Origin of the sequence: Agromyces laixinhei (assembly GCF_006337065.1) — a bacterium.
Classification (GTDB): Bacteria; Actinomycetota; Actinomycetes; order Actinomycetales; family Microbacteriaceae; genus Agromyces; species Agromyces laixinhei.
In genome coordinates, this window is record NZ_CP040872.1 from 2,278,307 (window position 1) to 2,294,814 (window position 16,508).

The 16,508-nt window shown below is 68.9% G+C and carries 17 protein-coding genes; 3 read left to right on the plus strand and 14 right to left on the minus strand.

Annotation, left to right across the window (positions count from 1 at the left end; genetic code table 11):
• Positions 1-71 precede the first annotated feature (71 nt).
• Positions 72-731 (plus strand): trimeric intracellular cation channel family protein, encoded by a 660-nt coding sequence (locus FHG54_RS10760; RefSeq protein ID WP_139417268.1) that lies wholly within the window; start codon positions 72-74, stop codon positions 729-731.
• Between the two features lie 51 nt (positions 732-782).
• Here the strand turns inward: FHG54_RS10760 and leuA are convergent, their stop codons facing one another.
• The 13 genes from leuA to hrcA form a co-directional block, all read right to left on the minus strand.
• Entirely contained in the window at positions 783-2,558 is a 1,776-nt protein-coding gene (gene leuA, locus FHG54_RS10765; protein ID WP_139417269.1) for a 2-isopropylmalate synthase, read from the minus strand.
• Positions 2,559-2,781: 223 nt separating this feature from the next.
• Complete coding sequence (locus FHG54_RS10770; protein ID WP_139417270.1) at positions 2,782-4,185, minus strand: ABC transporter permease; 1,404 nt, start codon at positions 4,183-4,185, stop codon at positions 2,782-2,784.
• Positions 4,185-4,946 (minus strand): ABC transporter ATP-binding protein, encoded by a 762-nt coding sequence (locus tag FHG54_RS10775; RefSeq protein WP_139417271.1) that lies wholly within the window; start codon positions 4,944-4,946, stop codon positions 4,185-4,187. The genes FHG54_RS10770 and FHG54_RS10775 overlap by 1 nt, the downstream gene beginning before the upstream one ends.
• A 176-nt stretch (positions 4,947-5,122) precedes the next feature.
• Positions 5,123-5,794 carry a response regulator gene (locus tag FHG54_RS10780; RefSeq protein WP_139417272.1) on the minus strand — a complete coding sequence of 224 codons (672 nt, stop codon included), beginning with the start codon at positions 5,792-5,794 and terminating at the stop codon, positions 5,123-5,125.
• Positions 5,791-6,978: a sensor histidine kinase gene (locus tag FHG54_RS10785; RefSeq protein ID WP_210415427.1), complete on the minus strand. Its 1,188-nt coding sequence runs from the start codon at positions 6,976-6,978 to the stop codon at positions 5,791-5,793. Before FHG54_RS10785 ends, FHG54_RS10780 begins: the two co-directional genes overlap by 4 nt.
• Positions 6,979-7,075: 97 nt before the next feature.
• Complete coding sequence (gene era, locus FHG54_RS10790) at positions 7,076-7,984, minus strand: GTPase Era (RefSeq protein ID WP_139417274.1); 909 nt, start codon at positions 7,982-7,984, stop codon at positions 7,076-7,078.
• A complete protein-coding gene (locus FHG54_RS10795; RefSeq protein WP_139417275.1) occupies positions 7,962-9,278 on the minus strand; it encodes a hemolysin family protein in 1,317 nt (438 codons plus the stop codon). Before FHG54_RS10795 ends, era begins: the two co-directional genes overlap by 23 nt.
• A gap of 2 nt (positions 9,279-9,280) precedes the next feature.
• Entirely contained in the window at positions 9,281-9,742 is a 462-nt protein-coding gene (gene ybeY, locus FHG54_RS10800) for an rRNA maturation RNase YbeY (RefSeq protein WP_139417276.1), read from the minus strand.
• On the minus strand, positions 9,739-10,752 hold the full coding sequence (locus FHG54_RS10805; protein WP_139418411.1) for a PhoH family protein: 1,014 nt from the start codon (positions 10,750-10,752) through the stop codon (positions 9,739-9,741). The genes ybeY and FHG54_RS10805 overlap by 4 nt, the downstream gene beginning before the upstream one ends.
• A 58-nt stretch (positions 10,753-10,810) precedes the next feature.
• On the minus strand, positions 10,811-11,173 hold the full coding sequence (locus FHG54_RS10810) for an HIT domain-containing protein (protein WP_139417277.1): 363 nt from the start codon (positions 11,171-11,173) through the stop codon (positions 10,811-10,813).
• Between the two features lie 24 nt (positions 11,174-11,197).
• Positions 11,198-11,932, minus strand: coding sequence for a 16S rRNA (uracil(1498)-N(3))-methyltransferase (locus FHG54_RS10815; protein ID WP_139417278.1), 735 nt, complete (start codon positions 11,930-11,932; stop codon positions 11,198-11,200).
• A 12-nt stretch (positions 11,933-11,944) separates the two neighbouring features.
• A complete protein-coding gene (dnaJ, locus tag FHG54_RS10820; RefSeq protein WP_139417279.1) occupies positions 11,945-13,045 on the minus strand; it encodes a molecular chaperone DnaJ in 1,101 nt (366 codons plus the stop codon).
• Between the two features lie 55 nt (positions 13,046-13,100).
• Positions 13,101-14,123 (minus strand): heat-inducible transcriptional repressor HrcA, encoded by a 1,023-nt coding sequence (gene hrcA, locus FHG54_RS10825; protein WP_139417280.1) that lies wholly within the window; start codon positions 14,121-14,123, stop codon positions 13,101-13,103.
• Between the two features lie 194 nt (positions 14,124-14,317).
• Here hrcA and FHG54_RS10830 point away from each other — a divergent pair, with 194 nt between their 5' ends.
• Both FHG54_RS10830 and FHG54_RS10835 read left to right on the plus strand, forming a co-directional pair.
• The gene (locus FHG54_RS10830) at positions 14,318-14,749 is read left to right on the plus strand and encodes a DUF4870 domain-containing protein (RefSeq protein ID WP_139417281.1); all 432 of its coding nucleotides are present in this window, start codon (positions 14,318-14,320) and stop codon (positions 14,747-14,749) included.
• A gap of 135 nt (positions 14,750-14,884) precedes the next feature.
• Positions 14,885-15,274 carry a DUF4870 domain-containing protein gene (locus FHG54_RS10835; protein WP_139417282.1) on the plus strand — a complete coding sequence of 130 codons (390 nt, stop codon included), beginning with the start codon at positions 14,885-14,887 and terminating at the stop codon, positions 15,272-15,274.
• On the opposite strand, the gene hemW is transcribed toward FHG54_RS10835, so the two are convergent.
• Complete coding sequence (gene hemW / locus FHG54_RS10840; protein WP_139417283.1) at positions 15,258-16,508, minus strand: radical SAM family heme chaperone HemW; 1,251 nt, start codon at positions 16,506-16,508, stop codon at positions 15,258-15,260. The two genes, FHG54_RS10835 and hemW, sit on opposite strands and share 17 nt — an antisense overlap.

Here is a 16,508-nt window from a genome sequence, read left to right on the forward strand (position 1 = left end):
GCGAACCGGCCGAAGCGGATGCCGCGGCGCGGTGGTCTCTCCGCACCGACCACGCGTGATTCACTGGTGCCGTGAGCTCAGCACTCTTCACCCTTCCGCTCTGGCTCGACCTCACCGCCGTCGCCATCGGAGCGATTCAGGGGGCGATGTTCGCCGCCCGCCTCACCGAACGGCGCATCGACCTGCTCGGCGTCGCCCTCATCGGCATCATCGTCGGCCTCGGCGGCGGTCTCCTGCGCGATCTGCTGCTGAACCAGCTGCCGGCAGCGATGTCGAGCAACTGGTACCTGCCGATCGCAACCGCCGCAGCGCTGCTCGGCATGGCGCTGCTACGGGTCTTCACCCGACTCAACGGCCTCATCATCGCGCTCGACGCCGTGACGATCGGCATGTTCGCCGCGATCGGCACCTCGAAGGCCCTCGCCTACGGTGTTCCCGTCATCCCAGCGATCTTCGTCGGTGTGGTCACCGCCGTCGGCGGCTCGATCCTGCGCGACGTCGCCCTGAACCTTCCGATCGCGGTCATGCACGTCGGCTCGCTCTATGCCGTCGCCGCGACCGCCGGCACCGTGCTGCTCGTCGTGCTCTTCTCGCTCGGGGTGAACATCTTCATCGCCGCGACGGTGTGCGTCGTCGTCACCACGCTCACCCGTCTCGGCTCCGTGCGCTTCGGCTGGAGCCTCCCCGAGCAACGAGCGCTCGGCTCGTGGAAGGTGTGGCGCCGAGCCTGACCGTCTCGGGTGCCGTCGAGTCGCCGACGGTGCTGCGGAACCAGATCGGAATCAGACCCCGACGACCTCACGCTCGGCCTCGACGAGCGCTGCGCTGCGGAGCGCACGGTTGATCGCCGAGACGACCGCCTTCAGCGATGCCGTGGAGATGTCGGCGTCGATGCCGACGCCCCAGAGCACCCGGCCCTCGACCTCGAGCTCGACGTAGGCTGCGGCCAGCGAGTTGCCGCTCGCCGCGAGCGTGTGCTCGACGTAGTCTCGCAACGACACCTCGACGCCCTCGGCACCCATCACGGCGAGGAACGCGGAGATCGGACCGTTGCCGCTCGCATCGGCCTCGACCCGCTCGTCGCCGTCGCGCAGGCCGACGCGAACGTTGACGACCCCGTTGAGCGCGCTCTCGGTGCGCAGCGACAGCAGCTCGAACCGGCCCCACTGCTCGTCGGGGCGGTCCTGTGATGCCGGCAGGTACTCGTCGGTGAAGACGCGCCAGATGTCGTCGCTCGAGACCTCGCCGCCCTCGGCGTCGGTCTTGGCCTGCACGACGCCCGAGAACTCGATCTGGAGGCGACGCGGCAGGTCGAGTGCGTGGTCGGTCTTCAGCAGGTACGCGACCCCGCCCTTGCCCGACTGCGAGTTCACGCGAATGACCGCCTCGTAGCTGCGGCCCAGGTCTCGTGGGTCGACGGGCAGGTACGGCACCGCCCACTCCAGTTCTCCGAGCGCGACGCCTCGGCGGTCGGCCTCGGCATCCATGGCCTCGAAGCCCTTCTTGATCGCATCCTGATGCGAACCCGAGAAGGCCGTGTAGACCAGATCGCCGGCCCACGGATGGCGCTCGGCCACGGGCAGCTGGTTGCAGTACTCGACGGTGCGCTTGATCTCATCGATGTCGGAGAAGTCGATCTGCGGGTCGACGCCCTGCGTGAACAGGTTCACGCCGAGCGCGACGAGATCGACGTTGCCGGTGCGCTCGCCATTGCCGAACAGGCAGCCCTCGATGCGGTCGGCTCCGGCCAGGTAGCCGAGCTCGGCGGCGGCGATCGCTGTGCCGCGATCGTTGTGCGGGTGCAGCGAGAGCAGCACGTTCTCGCGGTGGTTGAGGTGCCGCGACATCCACTCGATCGAATCTGCGTAGACGTTGGGCGTCGCCATCTCGACCGTCGCGGGCAGGTTGATGATGACCTTGCGTTCGGGAGTGGGCTCGAAGATCTCGATGACCTGGTTGCAGACATCGACCGCGAACTCGAGTTCGGTGCCCGTGTAGCTCTCGGGCGAGTACTCGTAGTAGACCGTCGTGCCCGGCACTCTCGCCTCCATGGCGCGACAGGTGCGCGCACCGTGCAGCGCGATGTCGATGATGCCCTGCTTGTCGGTGCGGAAGACGACCTCGCGCTGCAGGATGCTCGTCGAGTTGTAGAGGTGCACGATCGCCTGCTTGGCGCCCACGATCGACTCGTAGGTGCGCTCGATCAGGTGGTCGCGTGCCTGTGTCAGTACCTGGATGGTGACATCGTCGGGAATCGCGCCCTCTTCGATGAGGCTGCGCACGAAGTCGAAGTCGGTCTGGCTCGCCGAGGGGAACCCGACCTCGATCTCCTTGTAGCCCATCTTGACCAGGAGGTCGAACATGATGCGCTTGCGCTCGGGGCTCATCGGGTCGATGAGGGCCTGGTTGCCATCGCGCAGGTCGACGGCGCACCAGCGCGGCGCCTGCTCGATGCGCTTGGACGGCCACGTACGATCGGGCAGATCGACGCGGATCTGCTCGTGGAACGGGCGGTAGCGATGCACGGGCATCGATGACGGCTGCTGTGTGTTCTGCATGGGGTGCTCTTCTCGCTTACGGATGGGTTTCAGCCGACGACGAACTCCGCAGCGAGGGAGGCCTGTGACTAGGACTCGCTGCGGCAGCTAAGGAGAAGCAGGCCGTGAAGCACAGGTCAAGGCTAGCACCGCGCGCACGCCGGCGCGCAAGAATGACGAGCGAGCGGATGCTTCCCGCGAGGCATCCGCTCGCTCGCCGGCCGGTGACGGGTCGAGCCGCGGGCTATTCGACCGCCAGCGCCGCAACGGGTGAGACCCGCATCGCGCGCCGCGCCGGTGCGACAGAGGCGACCACTGTGAGCACGGCCGCCGCGACGAGCAGCCCTCCGAAGAGTGCCCACGGGATTCCCGGCAACACGAGGGCGGGCGCGCCCTGGGCCTGCGTACTGCCGAGGAGCGATTGCGCACCCGCCCACCCGTACCCGAATCCCAGCAGCAGGCCCGTCAGTGTGGCCGCGAGTGTGAGTGCCGCGCTCTCGGCGACGATCATGCCGCGCAGCTGTCGCCGGTCGAAGCCGAGCGCACGCAGCAGGCCGAGCTCGCGAGTGCGCTGCATGACGCTCAGCGACAGCGTGTTCACGAGGCCGACCGCGGCGATCACGGCGCTGAAGCCGATGAGCGCTGAGAACACCGCAACGGTCGCGTCGATCACCGGGGTGATCTCACGCAGCAACTCGGGTCGATCGGCGAACGCCGTCGTGAGCATCGTGCGGTACGACTCCATCGTCACGGCGAACGTCGTCACGAGCGTCACGCCGATGACGAGGCCGATCGTCATGCGCGAGCTGCGCTCGGGGTGGCGCACGGCGTTCTCGGCTGCGAGCCGTGCCGCCGGAGATGCGCCGAACATCCGCCCGACGAGTCGCAGGACGGGCGGCATGACGACGTCGGCGCCGAGCACGATGCCCGTGAACGACACGACACCGCCGACCAGACCGACCAGCACGCCCAACGGCGACGAGAGCCCCGCCACCACGCCGATGATGAGCAGCAGCGTGCCGCAGGCGACGAAGACGAGAGCGGTGATGTTGCGCCCGCGACGGTTGCCGAGCTCGTCACGGTCGTGCTCGTTCGCGTTGCCGATCGCCTGGATCGGGCGCACCTTCAGCACCCGGCGCGACCCCACCCACGAGGCGAGCCATGTCGTCAGCACGACCGCGACGGCGGGCAGTGCCGCCCACGGGTTCGCGTAGTCGTACCCGGTTGCCGGCAGCAGTTCAGCCGCGACGGCGACGCGCTCGAGCGCGAACGCCGCCCCGGTGCCTGCGATGACACCGACGGAGGCACCCGCGACCCCGACGAGCAGGCCGGTGCGGGCGATCTGTGCGCGCTGGTTTCGAGCGCTCGACCCGAGGAGCCGCTGCAGGGCGATGAGTCGCGTGCGCCCTGCCACCACCGTCGCCACCGTGTTCGCGGTGACGACCGAGCTCACGTACACGGCGATCACGATGAACACCGTGGCGACCAGCACGAGCAGGAGTCCGACCATCTCGCTAGCGCCCGTGACGTCGTCGGCCGCGATCGCCGCGGCCAGGATTCCCGTCACGTGCAGCAGTGCACTGCCGAAGGTTCCCGCGAGCGCCGCGACCAGCAGGGTCGGCCACTGGCCGGCGAACGTGGTGCGCATCAGGCCGCACGCTCCATGCCCAGCATGAATGCCGAGATCTCTTCGGCGCTCGAGCGCCCCGCGTCGCGCACGATTCGGCCGTCGGCGAGGAACAGGATGCGGTCCGCGTGGCTCGCGGCGATCGGGTCGTGCGTGACCATCGCGATCGACTGGCCGTAGCGGGCGCTCGCTGCGGCGAGGAGGCCGAGCACCTCGCGACCGGTGCGAGAGTCGAGATTGCCGGTGGGCTCGTCGGCGAAGACGAGATCGGGACGGGTCGCGAGTGCCCGCGCGATCGCCACGCGCTGCTGTTGTCCGCCCGAGAGTTCGTGCGGGCGGTGGCCGACGCGCGGGCGGAGGCCGAGCGTGTCGAGGAGTTCGTCGATCCAGGCCTGTTCGTCGCGGCTCGGGCTGCGTCCGTCGAGTTCGAACGGCAGCAGCACATTGCCGCGCACGTCGAGCGTCGGCACGAGGTTGAACGATTGGAAGACGAATCCGATGCGGCGCCGGCGCAGGACGGTCAGGGCGGAGTCGGAGAGCTCGGTGATGTCGGTGTCGCCGAGCCACACCTGGCCGGTGCTCGGCGAATCGAGGCCCGCCATGATGTGCATGAGCGTCGACTTGCCCGACCCCGATGGGCCCATGATGGCGGTGAACTCACCGCGGCGGAGGCCGAGCGAGATGTCGTCGAGGGCGGTGACGGCGCCGGGGCCGGTTCCGTAGCGCTTGCCGAGTTCAGCGACGCGGGCGATCAGACCGAGGTCGGAGGGTTGGATCTGCATGTCGTCGACGCTACGGATGGCACGGGAACGTGGCATCCGGCCGTCGGATGGTTCACCGTCATCCTGCAGGATGACCTTTCTCAGGAACGACTCCGCGAAATCGGCCGCTTCTCAGGAAAATTCGGGTCGATCGCAGCGCCCGGCACGAATTTCTCCTGAGAAGAGGTAATGCGGGGTCAGGGGGCCGTCGGCAGCTCGTGCTCGTAGGCGAAGACGACGAGCTGCACGCGATCGCGCAGGCCGAGCTTGGCGAGGATGCGGCTCACGTGGGTCTTCACCGTGGCCTCGGAGAGGAACTCGGATGCCGCGATCTCGCCGTTGCTGAGTCCGCGCGCGGCGAGCCCGAAGATCTCGCGCTCGCGCGGGGTGAGCTCCGACCAGGCAGCGGGCGTCGCGCGACGACCGCTCCCCCGCCCCACGTGCGCGAAGAGCGCTCGCGTGGCCGCCGCCGCGATGACCTGGTTGCCCTGATGCACCGTGCGCACGGCGGCGAGCAGGAACTCGGGATCGGCGTCTTTCAGCACGAAGCCGCTCGCACCCGCGCGGATCGCCCGGGCCGCGTTCTCGTCGAGGTCGAAGGTCGTGAGCACGACGATGCGCGGCGGCGCGACCCCGTCACGGTCGGCGGCGGCCAGGATCTGCTCGGTGGCGGCGATTCCGTCTTGCACCGGCATTCGTACGTCCATGAGCACCACGTCGGGTCGCTCACGGCGCACGAGCTCGACGGCGGCCCCGCCGTCGCTCGCCTCCCCGATGACCTCGAGGTCGGGTTGCGATTCGATCAGCATGCGCACTCCGGCACGGAAGAGCGCCTGGTCATCGACGAGGGCCACGCGGATGCCGCTCATGCCGGGCTGCCCGTCTGCGCCGGAATGCGGGCGGTCACGCGGAACATGCCGTCGGCGCCCGCCTCGATCTGCAAGGTGCCCCCGGCGAGCTGCGCCCGTTCACGCATGCCGGGGATACCGTGCCGGAACGCGTGCGTCTCTGGCGTCGGGGCATCCGCTCGCCTGGAGTTCACGATCTCGACCGTGACGCCGGCGGCGTCCCACACCAGTTCGAGTTGCACGGGCGCGGTGACATCGCCGTGACGTAGTGCATTGGTCAGCGCCTCCTGAACGATGCGGTAGACCGCGATCTGGTGCCCGGTGCCGAGCGGAAGCCGCTGCCCTGCCTCGGAGAAGCGCACATCGAGTCCGGCGGAGCGCACCCGCTCGAGCAGACCCGTGAGGTCGTCGATCACGGGCTGCGGCGCCCCGGCCTCGTCATGGCGGAGTTCGGCGAGGAGCAGCCGCACATCGCCGAGCGCCCCTCGGGCGACGCCCGCGATCGTATCGAGCGCCTCGACGGCCGCGTCCGGCCGCGTCGGCGCGGCGAACCGGCCGCCGTCGGCCTGCGCGATCACGACCGCGAGCGAGTGGGCGACGACGTCGTGCATGTCGCGGGCGATGCGGTTGCGCTCCTGCTCGACGACGTAGCGGTACTCGACGAGCCCGCGTTCGCGGTTCGCCGCATCTTCGCGACGACTGACCTCGCGGGTGTCGCGCACCGAACGCACGAGGAGGCCGGCGGTCCACGACAGCACGAGCACGGCGATCGAGGCGACGAAGAGCACCCCCGTCACGACCACCGTGCTGATCACGTTCGACGGGTCGGCGAAGCCGGCATTGTCGATGAGCGGTTTGACCACGGCGAGGTATCCCGTGGCGAGCACCGCGCCGGCGCCCGCCGAGGCGAGCCCGACCCATCTCACGACGCGGCCGCCGTGCGCCGCGCTCGAGTAGAGCACACCGAGCACCGCGGCGTCGTAGAGCTGCAGGTCGCGCAGCATGAGCATCTGCACGAGGGCACCGATCCACGCGAGTGCGAGCGACCACGCGGGCAGGCCACGGCGAACCGCGAGCGCCGATGCGAACAGGCAGAGCGCCACGACATCGACCCAGTTGCCGAGCAGCGCGAACGGAAGGCAGGCCAGCCCGAACACCCCGGCGAGCACGATATCGATCGTGAGCTTCGAGCGGCTGATCCTCATGGGCACCGATCCACCGTACGCGTTCGGGCAGGGTCGACCCGCAGCCGAGGCCCGGAATCATCCTCGAGTCGTACGGCGGCGCCGCCCTCGCTCGGTCTCAGAACCCGAGGCGGCCGAGCTGCTTCGGGTCGCGTTGCCACTCCTTGGCGACCTTCACGTGCAGTGCGAGATGCACCTTGCGGCCGAGCAGCCCCTCGATCTGCGCGCGCGCGGTGGTGCCGACCTCGCGAAGCCGCGAACCGCCCTTGCCGATGATGATGCCCTTCTGACTGTCGCGTTCGACGTACAGATTCGCGTAGATCTCGAGCAGGTTCTTGTCTTCGCGTTCGACCATGTCGTCGACCGTGACCGCGATCGAGTGCGGCAGTTCGTCGGAGACGCCCTCGAGCGCGGCCTCGCGGATGAACTCGGCGATGCGCTCACTCGTGTCTTCATCGGTCAGCGTCTCGGCCGGATACAGCGGCTGGTCGGACTCGGGCAGGAGTGCGAGCAGTTCGTCGACCAGCACGTCGAGCTGCTCACCGCGCGGGGCGGAGACGGGAATGATGGCCGACCACTCGCGAAGCGTGGAGACGGCGAGCAGTTGCTCCGCGACCTTGGTCTTCGACACGGCATCCGTCTTCGTGACGATCGCGACCTTCCTGGCCCGCGGGTACTGCTCGAGCTGCTCGTTGATGTACTTGTCGCCCGGCCCGATCGGTTCGTTCGCCGGTACGCAGAACGCGATGACGTCGACGTCGCCGAGCGTCGACTGCACGAGCGAATTGAGGCGCTCGCCGAGCAGCGTGCGGGGGCGGTGCAGCCCCGGCGTGTCGACGAGGATGACCTGACCGTGCTCGCGATGGACGATTCCGCGGATGGCGCGGCGCGTCGTCTGCGGCTTGGAACTCGTGATCGCGACCTTCTCGCCGACGAGCGCGTTGGTGAGCGTCGACTTGCCGACGTTCGGCCGCCCCACGAACGAGACGAATCCGGCACGGTATTCAGCCACGGCTGTTCCTTCCATCGGTGTCGCCCGACTCGAACGCGCTCTGCACGTCGATGAGCGCCTGGTCGCGCTCGACGAGGATCGTCGAGATGCGCTTGCGCCGGCCCTCGGTGCGCTCGGCTTCGAGCACGAGGCCCGAGACCGAGACCCGCTCACCGGGCTGCGCGAGACGCCCGAGTTCCTTCGCGAGCAGGCCCCCGGCCGTGTCGACGTCGTCGTCTTCGATGTCGAGCCCGAAGATGTCGCCGAGTTCGTCGATCGGAAGCCGCACGTTCACGCGGAACCGCCCGTCGCCGAGATCTTCGACCTGTGCGGCCTCTCGGTCGTACTCGTCGGCGATGTCACCCACGAGTTCCTCGATGACGTCTTCGAGCGTGACGAGGCCGGCGATGCCGCCGTACTCGTCGACCACCATCGCGAGGTGGTTCGACTCGAGCTGCATCCGGCGCAGCAACGCGTCGGCCTTCATCGACTCGGGCACGAAGATCGCGGGTCTCACGAACTCGCCGACCGTCAACGACTCGGCGTCGAGCGGCCGCTCGAACGCGAGACGGGCGAGATCACGCAGGTAGAGCACGCCGGTGACGTCGTCGGCATCACTCTCGACCACGGGGATGCGCGAGTAGCCGGCCTTCAGGAACAGGGCCATCGCACTCGGCAGGTGCGCAGCGGCCTCGATCGTGATCATGTCGGTGCGCGGCACCATGACCTCGCGCACGACCGTGTCGTTGAACGCGAAGATCGAGTGGATGAGCTCGCGGTCGGCTTCTTCGAGCACATCGAGCTCGGCCGCCTCGTCGACCATGCTGAGCAGTTGTTCTTCGCTGGAGACGCCGGCGAAACGGATGCGGCCGGGGGTCACGCGGTTGCCGAGCGAGACGAGTGCACCGGCGAGCGGGCCGAGAAGCACGCGCAGGAAGTGCACGAGCGGCGCCGTCAGCTTCAGGACGAGCTCGGCGTTGACCCGCCCGACGCTGCGGGGGCTCGCGCCCACGAGCACGAATGAGACGGCCGTCATGATGAGTGCCGAGTAGACCAGCACGAGCCAGACATTGTCGAGGAAGGAGGCGAAGGCGAGCGTCACGAGCACCGCCGCGGTCGTCTCGGCGATGATTCGCATGAAGTTGACCGCGTTGACGTGCGCCCCGGTGTCGTCGGCGATCGCGAGGAGCGAACGTCGCGCGCGGGACGTGAGCGCGAGATCCGTCACGTCGGCGCGGGAGCTCGAGGCGATCGCCGAGTCGACCGCGGCCATGAGACCGCCGAAGGCGACGAGCGCGAGAGCTGCGCCGAGGAAGAGCCAGGGCAGCATGGTCAGCGGCGTCGCTCCTGCATGGAGAAGCCGACGAGGATGTCGCGCTGGGCGCCGAACATCTCCTTCTCCTCCGCCGGTTCGGCGTGGTCGAACCCGAGCAGGTGCAGGATGCCGTGCGTCGTCAGCAGCAGCAGTTCGTCGATGAGCGGATGCCCCGCGGTGCGCGACTGCGCCTCGGCGACCTGCGGGCACAGCACGATGTCACCGAGGAGCCCCGGCGGGGTCGGCGCGTCGTCGGTGCCCGGACGCAGCTCGTCCATCGGAAAGCTCAGCACGTCGGTCGGCCCGGGCTCGTCCATCCACTGCACGTGCAGCTGCTCCATCGCTCCCTCGTCGACGAGCACGATGGCGATCTCGGCGTCGGGGTGCACGTGCATCGCGTCGAGCGCATACACCGCCAACCGCTGGAGGGCGGCCTCGTCGACCTCGATCGCTGACTCGTTGTTGATCTCGATGCTCATGCCTTGCCCTTCCTCGGCTGGTGATCGCGAGGGCCGGCGCGACGTTCGGCACGATTGGCGAACTCGCGCGCCTGGTCGCGCTCGAATCGCTGCGCCTGCTGGCGCTGGTCGTACTCGGTGTAGGCGTCGACGATGCGGCCGACGAGCGTGTGCCGCACGACGTCGTCGCTCGTGAGCCGTACGAACTCGATGTCGTCGACGTGGTCGAGGATTCGCGTGACGAGCCGCAGGCCGCTGGCCCCGCCCGGCAGGTCGATCTGGGTGACGTCGCCGGTGACGACCATGCGCGAGCCGAACCCGAGCCTGGTCAGGAACATCTTCATCTGCTCGGGCGTGGTGTTCTGCGCCTCGTCGAGCACGACGAACGAATCGTTCAGGGTCCTGCCTCGCATATACGCGAGCGGAGCGACCTCGACGGTGCCCGAGGCCAGGAGCTTCGGCACGAGCTCGGGGTCCATCATCTCGTTGAGCGCGTCGTACAGCGGCCGCAGGTACGGGTCGATCTTGTCGGTGAGGGTGCCGGGCAGGAATCCGAGTCGCTCGCCCGCCTCCACGGCCGGGCGCGTCAGGATGATGCGGCTGACCTCTTTGCGCTGCAGCGCCTGCACGGCCTTGGCCATCGCCAGGTAGGTCTTGCCGGTGCCCGCCGGCCCGATGCCGAACACGATCGTGTGCTCGTCGATCGCATCGACGTAGGCGCGTTGGCCCTCGGTCTTCGGCCGGATCGTCTTGCCCCGGCTCGAGACGATGACCTGTCCGAGCAGTTCGGACGGCCTGGAACTGGAATCGGCTTCGAGCATTCGGGCCGAGCTCCTCACTTCGGTGGGTGTGGGGTCCTGCCCGCCGCGCACGAGTTCGAGCAGTTCTTCGATGAGTCGGCGCACATGCATGCGGCCGTCGAGGTCGCCGCGGATCGCGATCTCGTTGCCGCGAACGTGCACTTGCACGCCGGGGTATTCGCGCTGCACCTGGGTGAGCAGACGATCCTGCGGACCGAGGAGTCGCACCATGGCGACGCCGTCGACGGTCAGCCGCTCCTCGTCGGGTGCCGCGTGATCGCCGATCGGATCAGTCTCCGGCAAGCGTGGCCTCCTCGAGACCTCCGGCCAACACGTGCGCGTGCACGTGGAAGACGGTTTGGCCCGCCGCAGGCCCGGTATTGAAGACGAGCCGGAACTGACCGGCGGCGAGTTCGTCTGCGACGCCGTGCGCGACATCGACGAGTTCGGCGAGCAGGCCCGGGTCGCCGGCGGCGAGTTCGACGACGTCGCGGTACTCGCCGGACTTCGGGGTGACGACGACGTGCACGGGTGCCTTCGGCGCGATGTCGTGGAACGCGATGACGCGATCGGTCTCTGCGACCAGGCGCGCGGGGATCTCACGGGCGGCGATGCGCTCGAAGAGGGTCGGTTCTGCGCGGGACTCGGTCATGACTCCATCGTAGCGACGGATGCCTCACCACCGCCCGAGCGCGGCATTGAGCACCGCGATCGCGGCGGGCCCGGCCGTCGAGGTGCGAAGCACGGATGCCCCGAGCCGCACCGGTTCGGCGCCGGCGACGGTCAGCCGTTCGAGCTCCGCCGGCGAGATGCCGCCCTCGGGGCCGACGACGAGCGCGAGGTCACGGCCGTCGGTGCGGAGATCGGTGAGCGACGCCGTCGCGGCCGGTTCGAGCAGCAGCACCCGCTGGCCGTCGAGGCGCTCGACGAGCTGGGCGGTCGTCGCGACGGGAGCAACCGGCGGCAGCCAGGCGCGCATCGACTGCTTGACCGCTTCGCGCACGATGGTCGACCAGCGGGCTCGGCCCTTCTCGGCCTTCGGCCCTTCCCAGCGGGAGACCGAGCGGCTCGCCGCCCACGGCACGATCGCGTCGACGCCGAGTTCGGTCGCCGCCTGCACCGCGAGTTCGTCGCGATCGCCCTTCGCGAGCGCCTGCACGAGGGTGATCCGCGGCGACGCCGGCTCCTCGACGAGCACCTCGTCGACCGTGAGTTCGAGCTCACGTGTGCCGGTCGACGAGACGACGCCGTGCACGAGCGCGCCGCGTCCGTCGCCGATCGCGATGCGCTCACCCGGCCGCACCCGCGAGACGGTGACGGCGTGCCGTGCCTCGTCGCCCGAGAGCGCCACCGTCGCGCCGGGCGCGACAGCGGCGAGATCGAGCGTCTCGTCGAGGTAGAGGTGGCTCACCGGGGCGTCCGCCTAACCGAGGAAGCGGTCGCGCAGGCGGGCGAAGATGCCCTGCTGGAAGTGGCTGAGCTCGGGAGCGGGCGCCTTCTTCGACGCGGCGAACTGCTGCATGAGATCGCGCTCCCTCGACGAGAGCTTGGTGGGCGTGACCACCTGGATGCCCACCTTGAGATCGCCACGACCGGAGCCGCGCAGGCGCGAGACGCCCCGGTCTCTCACCGTGAGGATCTCGCCGCTCTGCAGGCCCGCCTTGAGTTCGAGCTCGACGTCGCCGTCGAGCGCGGGGATCGTGGCGTTCGCACCGAGGATCGCATCGCTCATCGCGACCTCGAGCGTGCACAGCAGATCGTCGCCGTTGCGGCTGAAGACCTCGTGGTTCTTGACCTTGATCTCGAGGTAGAGGTCGCCGTTCGGGCCCCCGGCGGGGCCCGCCTCGCCGGAACCCGGCATCTGCAGGCGCACGCCCGTGTCGACGCCCGCGGGAACGTCGACGGGCACCGTGCGGCGTGCCCGAACGCGGCCCTGGCCCTGGCAGGTCACGCACGGCGTCGCGATGACGGTGCCGTAGCCGCGGCACGTTCCGCACGGGCTCGAGGTCATGACGTTGCCGAGGAGTGAGCGCACCGAGCGCTGGATCGAGCCGGTGCCGTGGCAGATGTCGCAGGTGACGGGCGAGGTGCCGGGCTGGCAGCACGAGCCGTGACAGGTCTCGCACGTCACTGCGGTGTCGACCTCGATGTCGCGGTGCGTGCCGAAGATGACCTCGTCGAGGCCGACCTCGACTCGGAGCAGCGCGTCTTGGCCGCGTTCGCGGCGTGATCGCGGCCCGCGGGTCTGTTGACCCGCACCGAAGAAGGTCTCGAAGATGTCGCCGAAGTTGCCGAAGTTCTGGCCGCCGCCGAAGCCGCCCTGGCCGCCGAGGTCGTACTGCTCGCGCTGCCGGGCGTCGGAGAGCACGTCATAGGCGTGCGTGACCTCCTTGAAGCGCTCGGATGCTTCGGCGCCCGGGTTCACATCGGGGTGCAGTTCACGCGCGAGGCGTCGATACGCCTTCTTGATCTCGTCTGGCGTCGCTTCGCGCGAGACGCCGAGGACCTCGTAGTGGTCTGCCACGGAGGGCTTGTCCTTTCGATTGCCGGATGCCGGTCGGGTGCGACGGGCGGCGGGTTCAGTTCTCGCCGAGCGTTCGGGAGAGGTAACGGGCGACGGCGCGAACGGCCGCCATGCTGTGCGAATAGTCCATGCGCGTCGGGCCGACGATGCCGAGCCGCGAGATGTCACGGCCGGGGATCTCGAAGGCGCTCGAGACCACCGAGGTCTCACCGAGGCCGAACGAGGCGTTCTCCCGGCCGATGCGCACAGTGACGGCGTGCTCGTCGGTCGCCATCTCGCCGAAGAGCTTCAGCAGCACGACCTGCTCTTCGATCGCCTCGATGACGCCGAGGATGGAGCCGGCGAAATCCTGCTCGGTGCGCACGAGGTTCGCCGCACCGGCGACCACCAGACGATCTTGCCGCTGGGCTCGCGCCTGGTCGGCGAGCGTGGCGGCGAGGGTGTGCAGCACTGCGGCGTGATGCCGGTCGACCTGGTCGATCTCGCCCGACAGTGCGTCCGCGGCATCCGCCATGGCTCGGCCGCCTGCGATCTCGTTCAGGCGCACACGGAGGTCGCCGAGCGTCTGCTCGTCGACCGGCTGCTCGAGCTCGGCGAGGCGCTGCTCGACCTGACCGGAGTCGGTAATGAGGATGCACAGCACCCGGTCGGGTGCGAGCGAGATGAGTTCCACGTGCCGAACGCGCGCGCTGCCGAAGCTCGGGTACTGCACGACCGCGAGCTGATTGGTCAGCTGGGCGATGAGGCGCACGGTTCGCGCGAGCAGTTCGTCGAGGTCGCTCGATTCGCCGAGGAAGGTCTCGATCGCCGTGCGCTGGGCCGAACTCAGCGGCCGCACGTCGGTGAGTCGATCGACGAAGACCCGGTACCCCTTGTCGGTCGGAATCCGGCCCGACGAGGTGTGCGGGGCCGCGATGAGCTCCTCCTCTTCGAGGAGGGCCATGTCGTTGCGGATCGTCGCCGCTGACACGCCGAAGGCATGCCGTTCGACGATCGACTTCGAGCCGACGGGCTCACGCGACGCGACGTAGTCCTGCACGATCGCGCGCAGCACGGCGAGACTGCGTTCGGAGACCATGTCCGCCCTCGCTTCCTCCTGCGCTTAGCACTCGTACCGAGTGACTGCCAATCATATCGCGACATCCGGGGCGCGGGCGTTGCCAGCCGCTGCTCGGCGGCGCTAGCTTATGGGTACCCGCGAGTCCTCTCAGGCTGCGATTCCCCCGTCGCGCGAGCCGCGGTTCGACCCGAGAACCCGAAAGGCACCCCATCATGACCGATCCCAACACCCCCGCGCCCGACTCCGACTCGCGCCCGACGCCGCCTCCGCCGCCCGCAGCACCGCAGGCCGCACCCGCGGGCGCGCCGGTCGCCGCCGCGCCCCTCTCGCAGGAACAGGATGTGCAGTGGGGTTCGTTCGCGCACCTCGGCGGCGTGCTCGGTTTCCTGCCGTCGCTCATCATCTGGCTCGTCTTCAAAGACCGTGGATCGTTCACGAACACCGAGGCGAAGGAGGCGCTGAACTTCCAGATCACGATTCTCATGGCCTACGTGGTCGGCGCGATCCTGTCGGTCATCCTCATCGGCGTCTTCGTCGTCTGGGCCGCCTGGATCGTCAGCGTCGTCTTCTCGATCATCGCCTTCCTCAAGGCGAAAGACGCACAGCACTACCGCTACCCGTTCGCGATCCGCCTCATCAAGTGATGAGGCGGCGGTGACCGCGCCGGGCGAATTCCGCACCTTGCGCGCGCCGCTGTGCCAACATGAAGTGATTCGAACCTCGCCCGTCGGGCGTCGAGACCGAGCCTCGCCTCCGGGCGAGCCGACCAAGGAGAAACCATGTCCGACACGACTCCGCCTCCCCCGCCGCCGTCGAACCCCTACCAGCAGCCGGGTGCCAACCAGTTGAGCCCCTCAGACGAGAAGCTCTGGGCCACGCTGGTGCACATCGGAGGCATCTTCTTCAGCTTCGTGCCCGCCCTGATCGGCTATCTGATCCTGAAGGACCGGGGCCCGTTCGTGCGCGCGCACACGGCGACGGCCCTGAACTTCCAGATCACGATGGCGATCGCCTACGTGATCGGGTACATCCTCATCTTCGTCCTCGTCGGCGTCATCGTGCTGGCCGCGGTGTGGGTCGTCAACATCATCTTCAGCATCATGGCAGCGGTGAAGGCCAACCAGGGCCAGCCCTACACCTACCCGCTCGCGATCAAGTTCGTGAGCTGAGCTCCGACGAATCGTCGAGCAGCCGCCTGACCACGGCGTCCGCGAGCAGCCGCCCTCTCCTGGTGAGTGTCACCACTCCCGAGAGGGCGGCTTTCGCGTCCACGAGGCCGTCGGCGATGAGGCCCGCGACGGCATGACGGCCACCGGCGTGCATCGAGGTGACGGCGATGCCCTCGCGGATGCGGGTGAGGAGCAGCACCCGCTCGATCTCGCGGGTCGGAGCGTCGAGCGTTTCACGGCCGACCGCGGGTGAGACGCCGGCCGTCACCCGGTCGGCATATGCCGAGGGGTGTTTCGCATTCCACCAGCGCACACCTCCGACGTGGCTGTGGGCGCCGGGTCCGATACCCCACCAGTCGTCACCGCGCCAGTAGCCGAGGTTGTGCCGCGAGCGATGCCGGGCATCGCTCGCCCAGTTGCTGACCTCGTACCATTCGTAGCCGGCAGCGGTGAGCGCGTCGTCGACCAGCTCGTACATGTCGGCCTCGAGGTCGTCGTCGGGCTGGGCGAGCTCGCCTCGGCGGATCTGCCGCGCGAGCTTCGTGCCGTCTTCGACGATCAGCGCGTAGGCGCTCACATGGTCGGGTCGCTCGACGACGACAGCCTCGACGCTGCGGCGCCAGTCGTCGATCGATTCCCCGGGCGTTCCGTAGATCAGGTCGAGGCTGACGTCGAGACCCGCGTCTCGCGCCCAACGTACGACGAGCGGCACTCGCACCGGGTCGTGCGTGCGGTCGAGCGCTGCGAGCACGTGCGGCACGGCCGACTGCATGCCGAACGAGACGCGGGTGAAGCCGCCCTCGGCGAGCCGCACGAGGTCTTCGGGGCCGACCGAGTCGGGGTTCGCCTCGGTCGTGACCTCGGCGCCAGGCTCGAATCCGAACTCGTCGCGCACTGCACCGAGCATGCGCACGAGGTCGTCGGCCGGCAACAGGGTCGGAGTGCCGCCGCCGAAGAAGACCGTCGAGGCCGGTCGCGCAGGCACAGCGGATGCCTCGAGCATCTGTCGCGACATCCGGATCTCGGCGATCGCATGGTCGGCGTAGTCGACCTGTCGTGCCCCACGCAACTCATCGGAGGTGTAGGTGTTGAAGTCGCAGTATCCGCAACGCACACGGCAGAACGGCACGTGCAGGTACACGCCGAAGGCACGGTCTCGGGCGCCGACCGCGGCCGAGACCGGGAGGAGCCCGTCAGCGGGCGCCGGATCGCCCAGCGGCAGGGCGGATGCCAC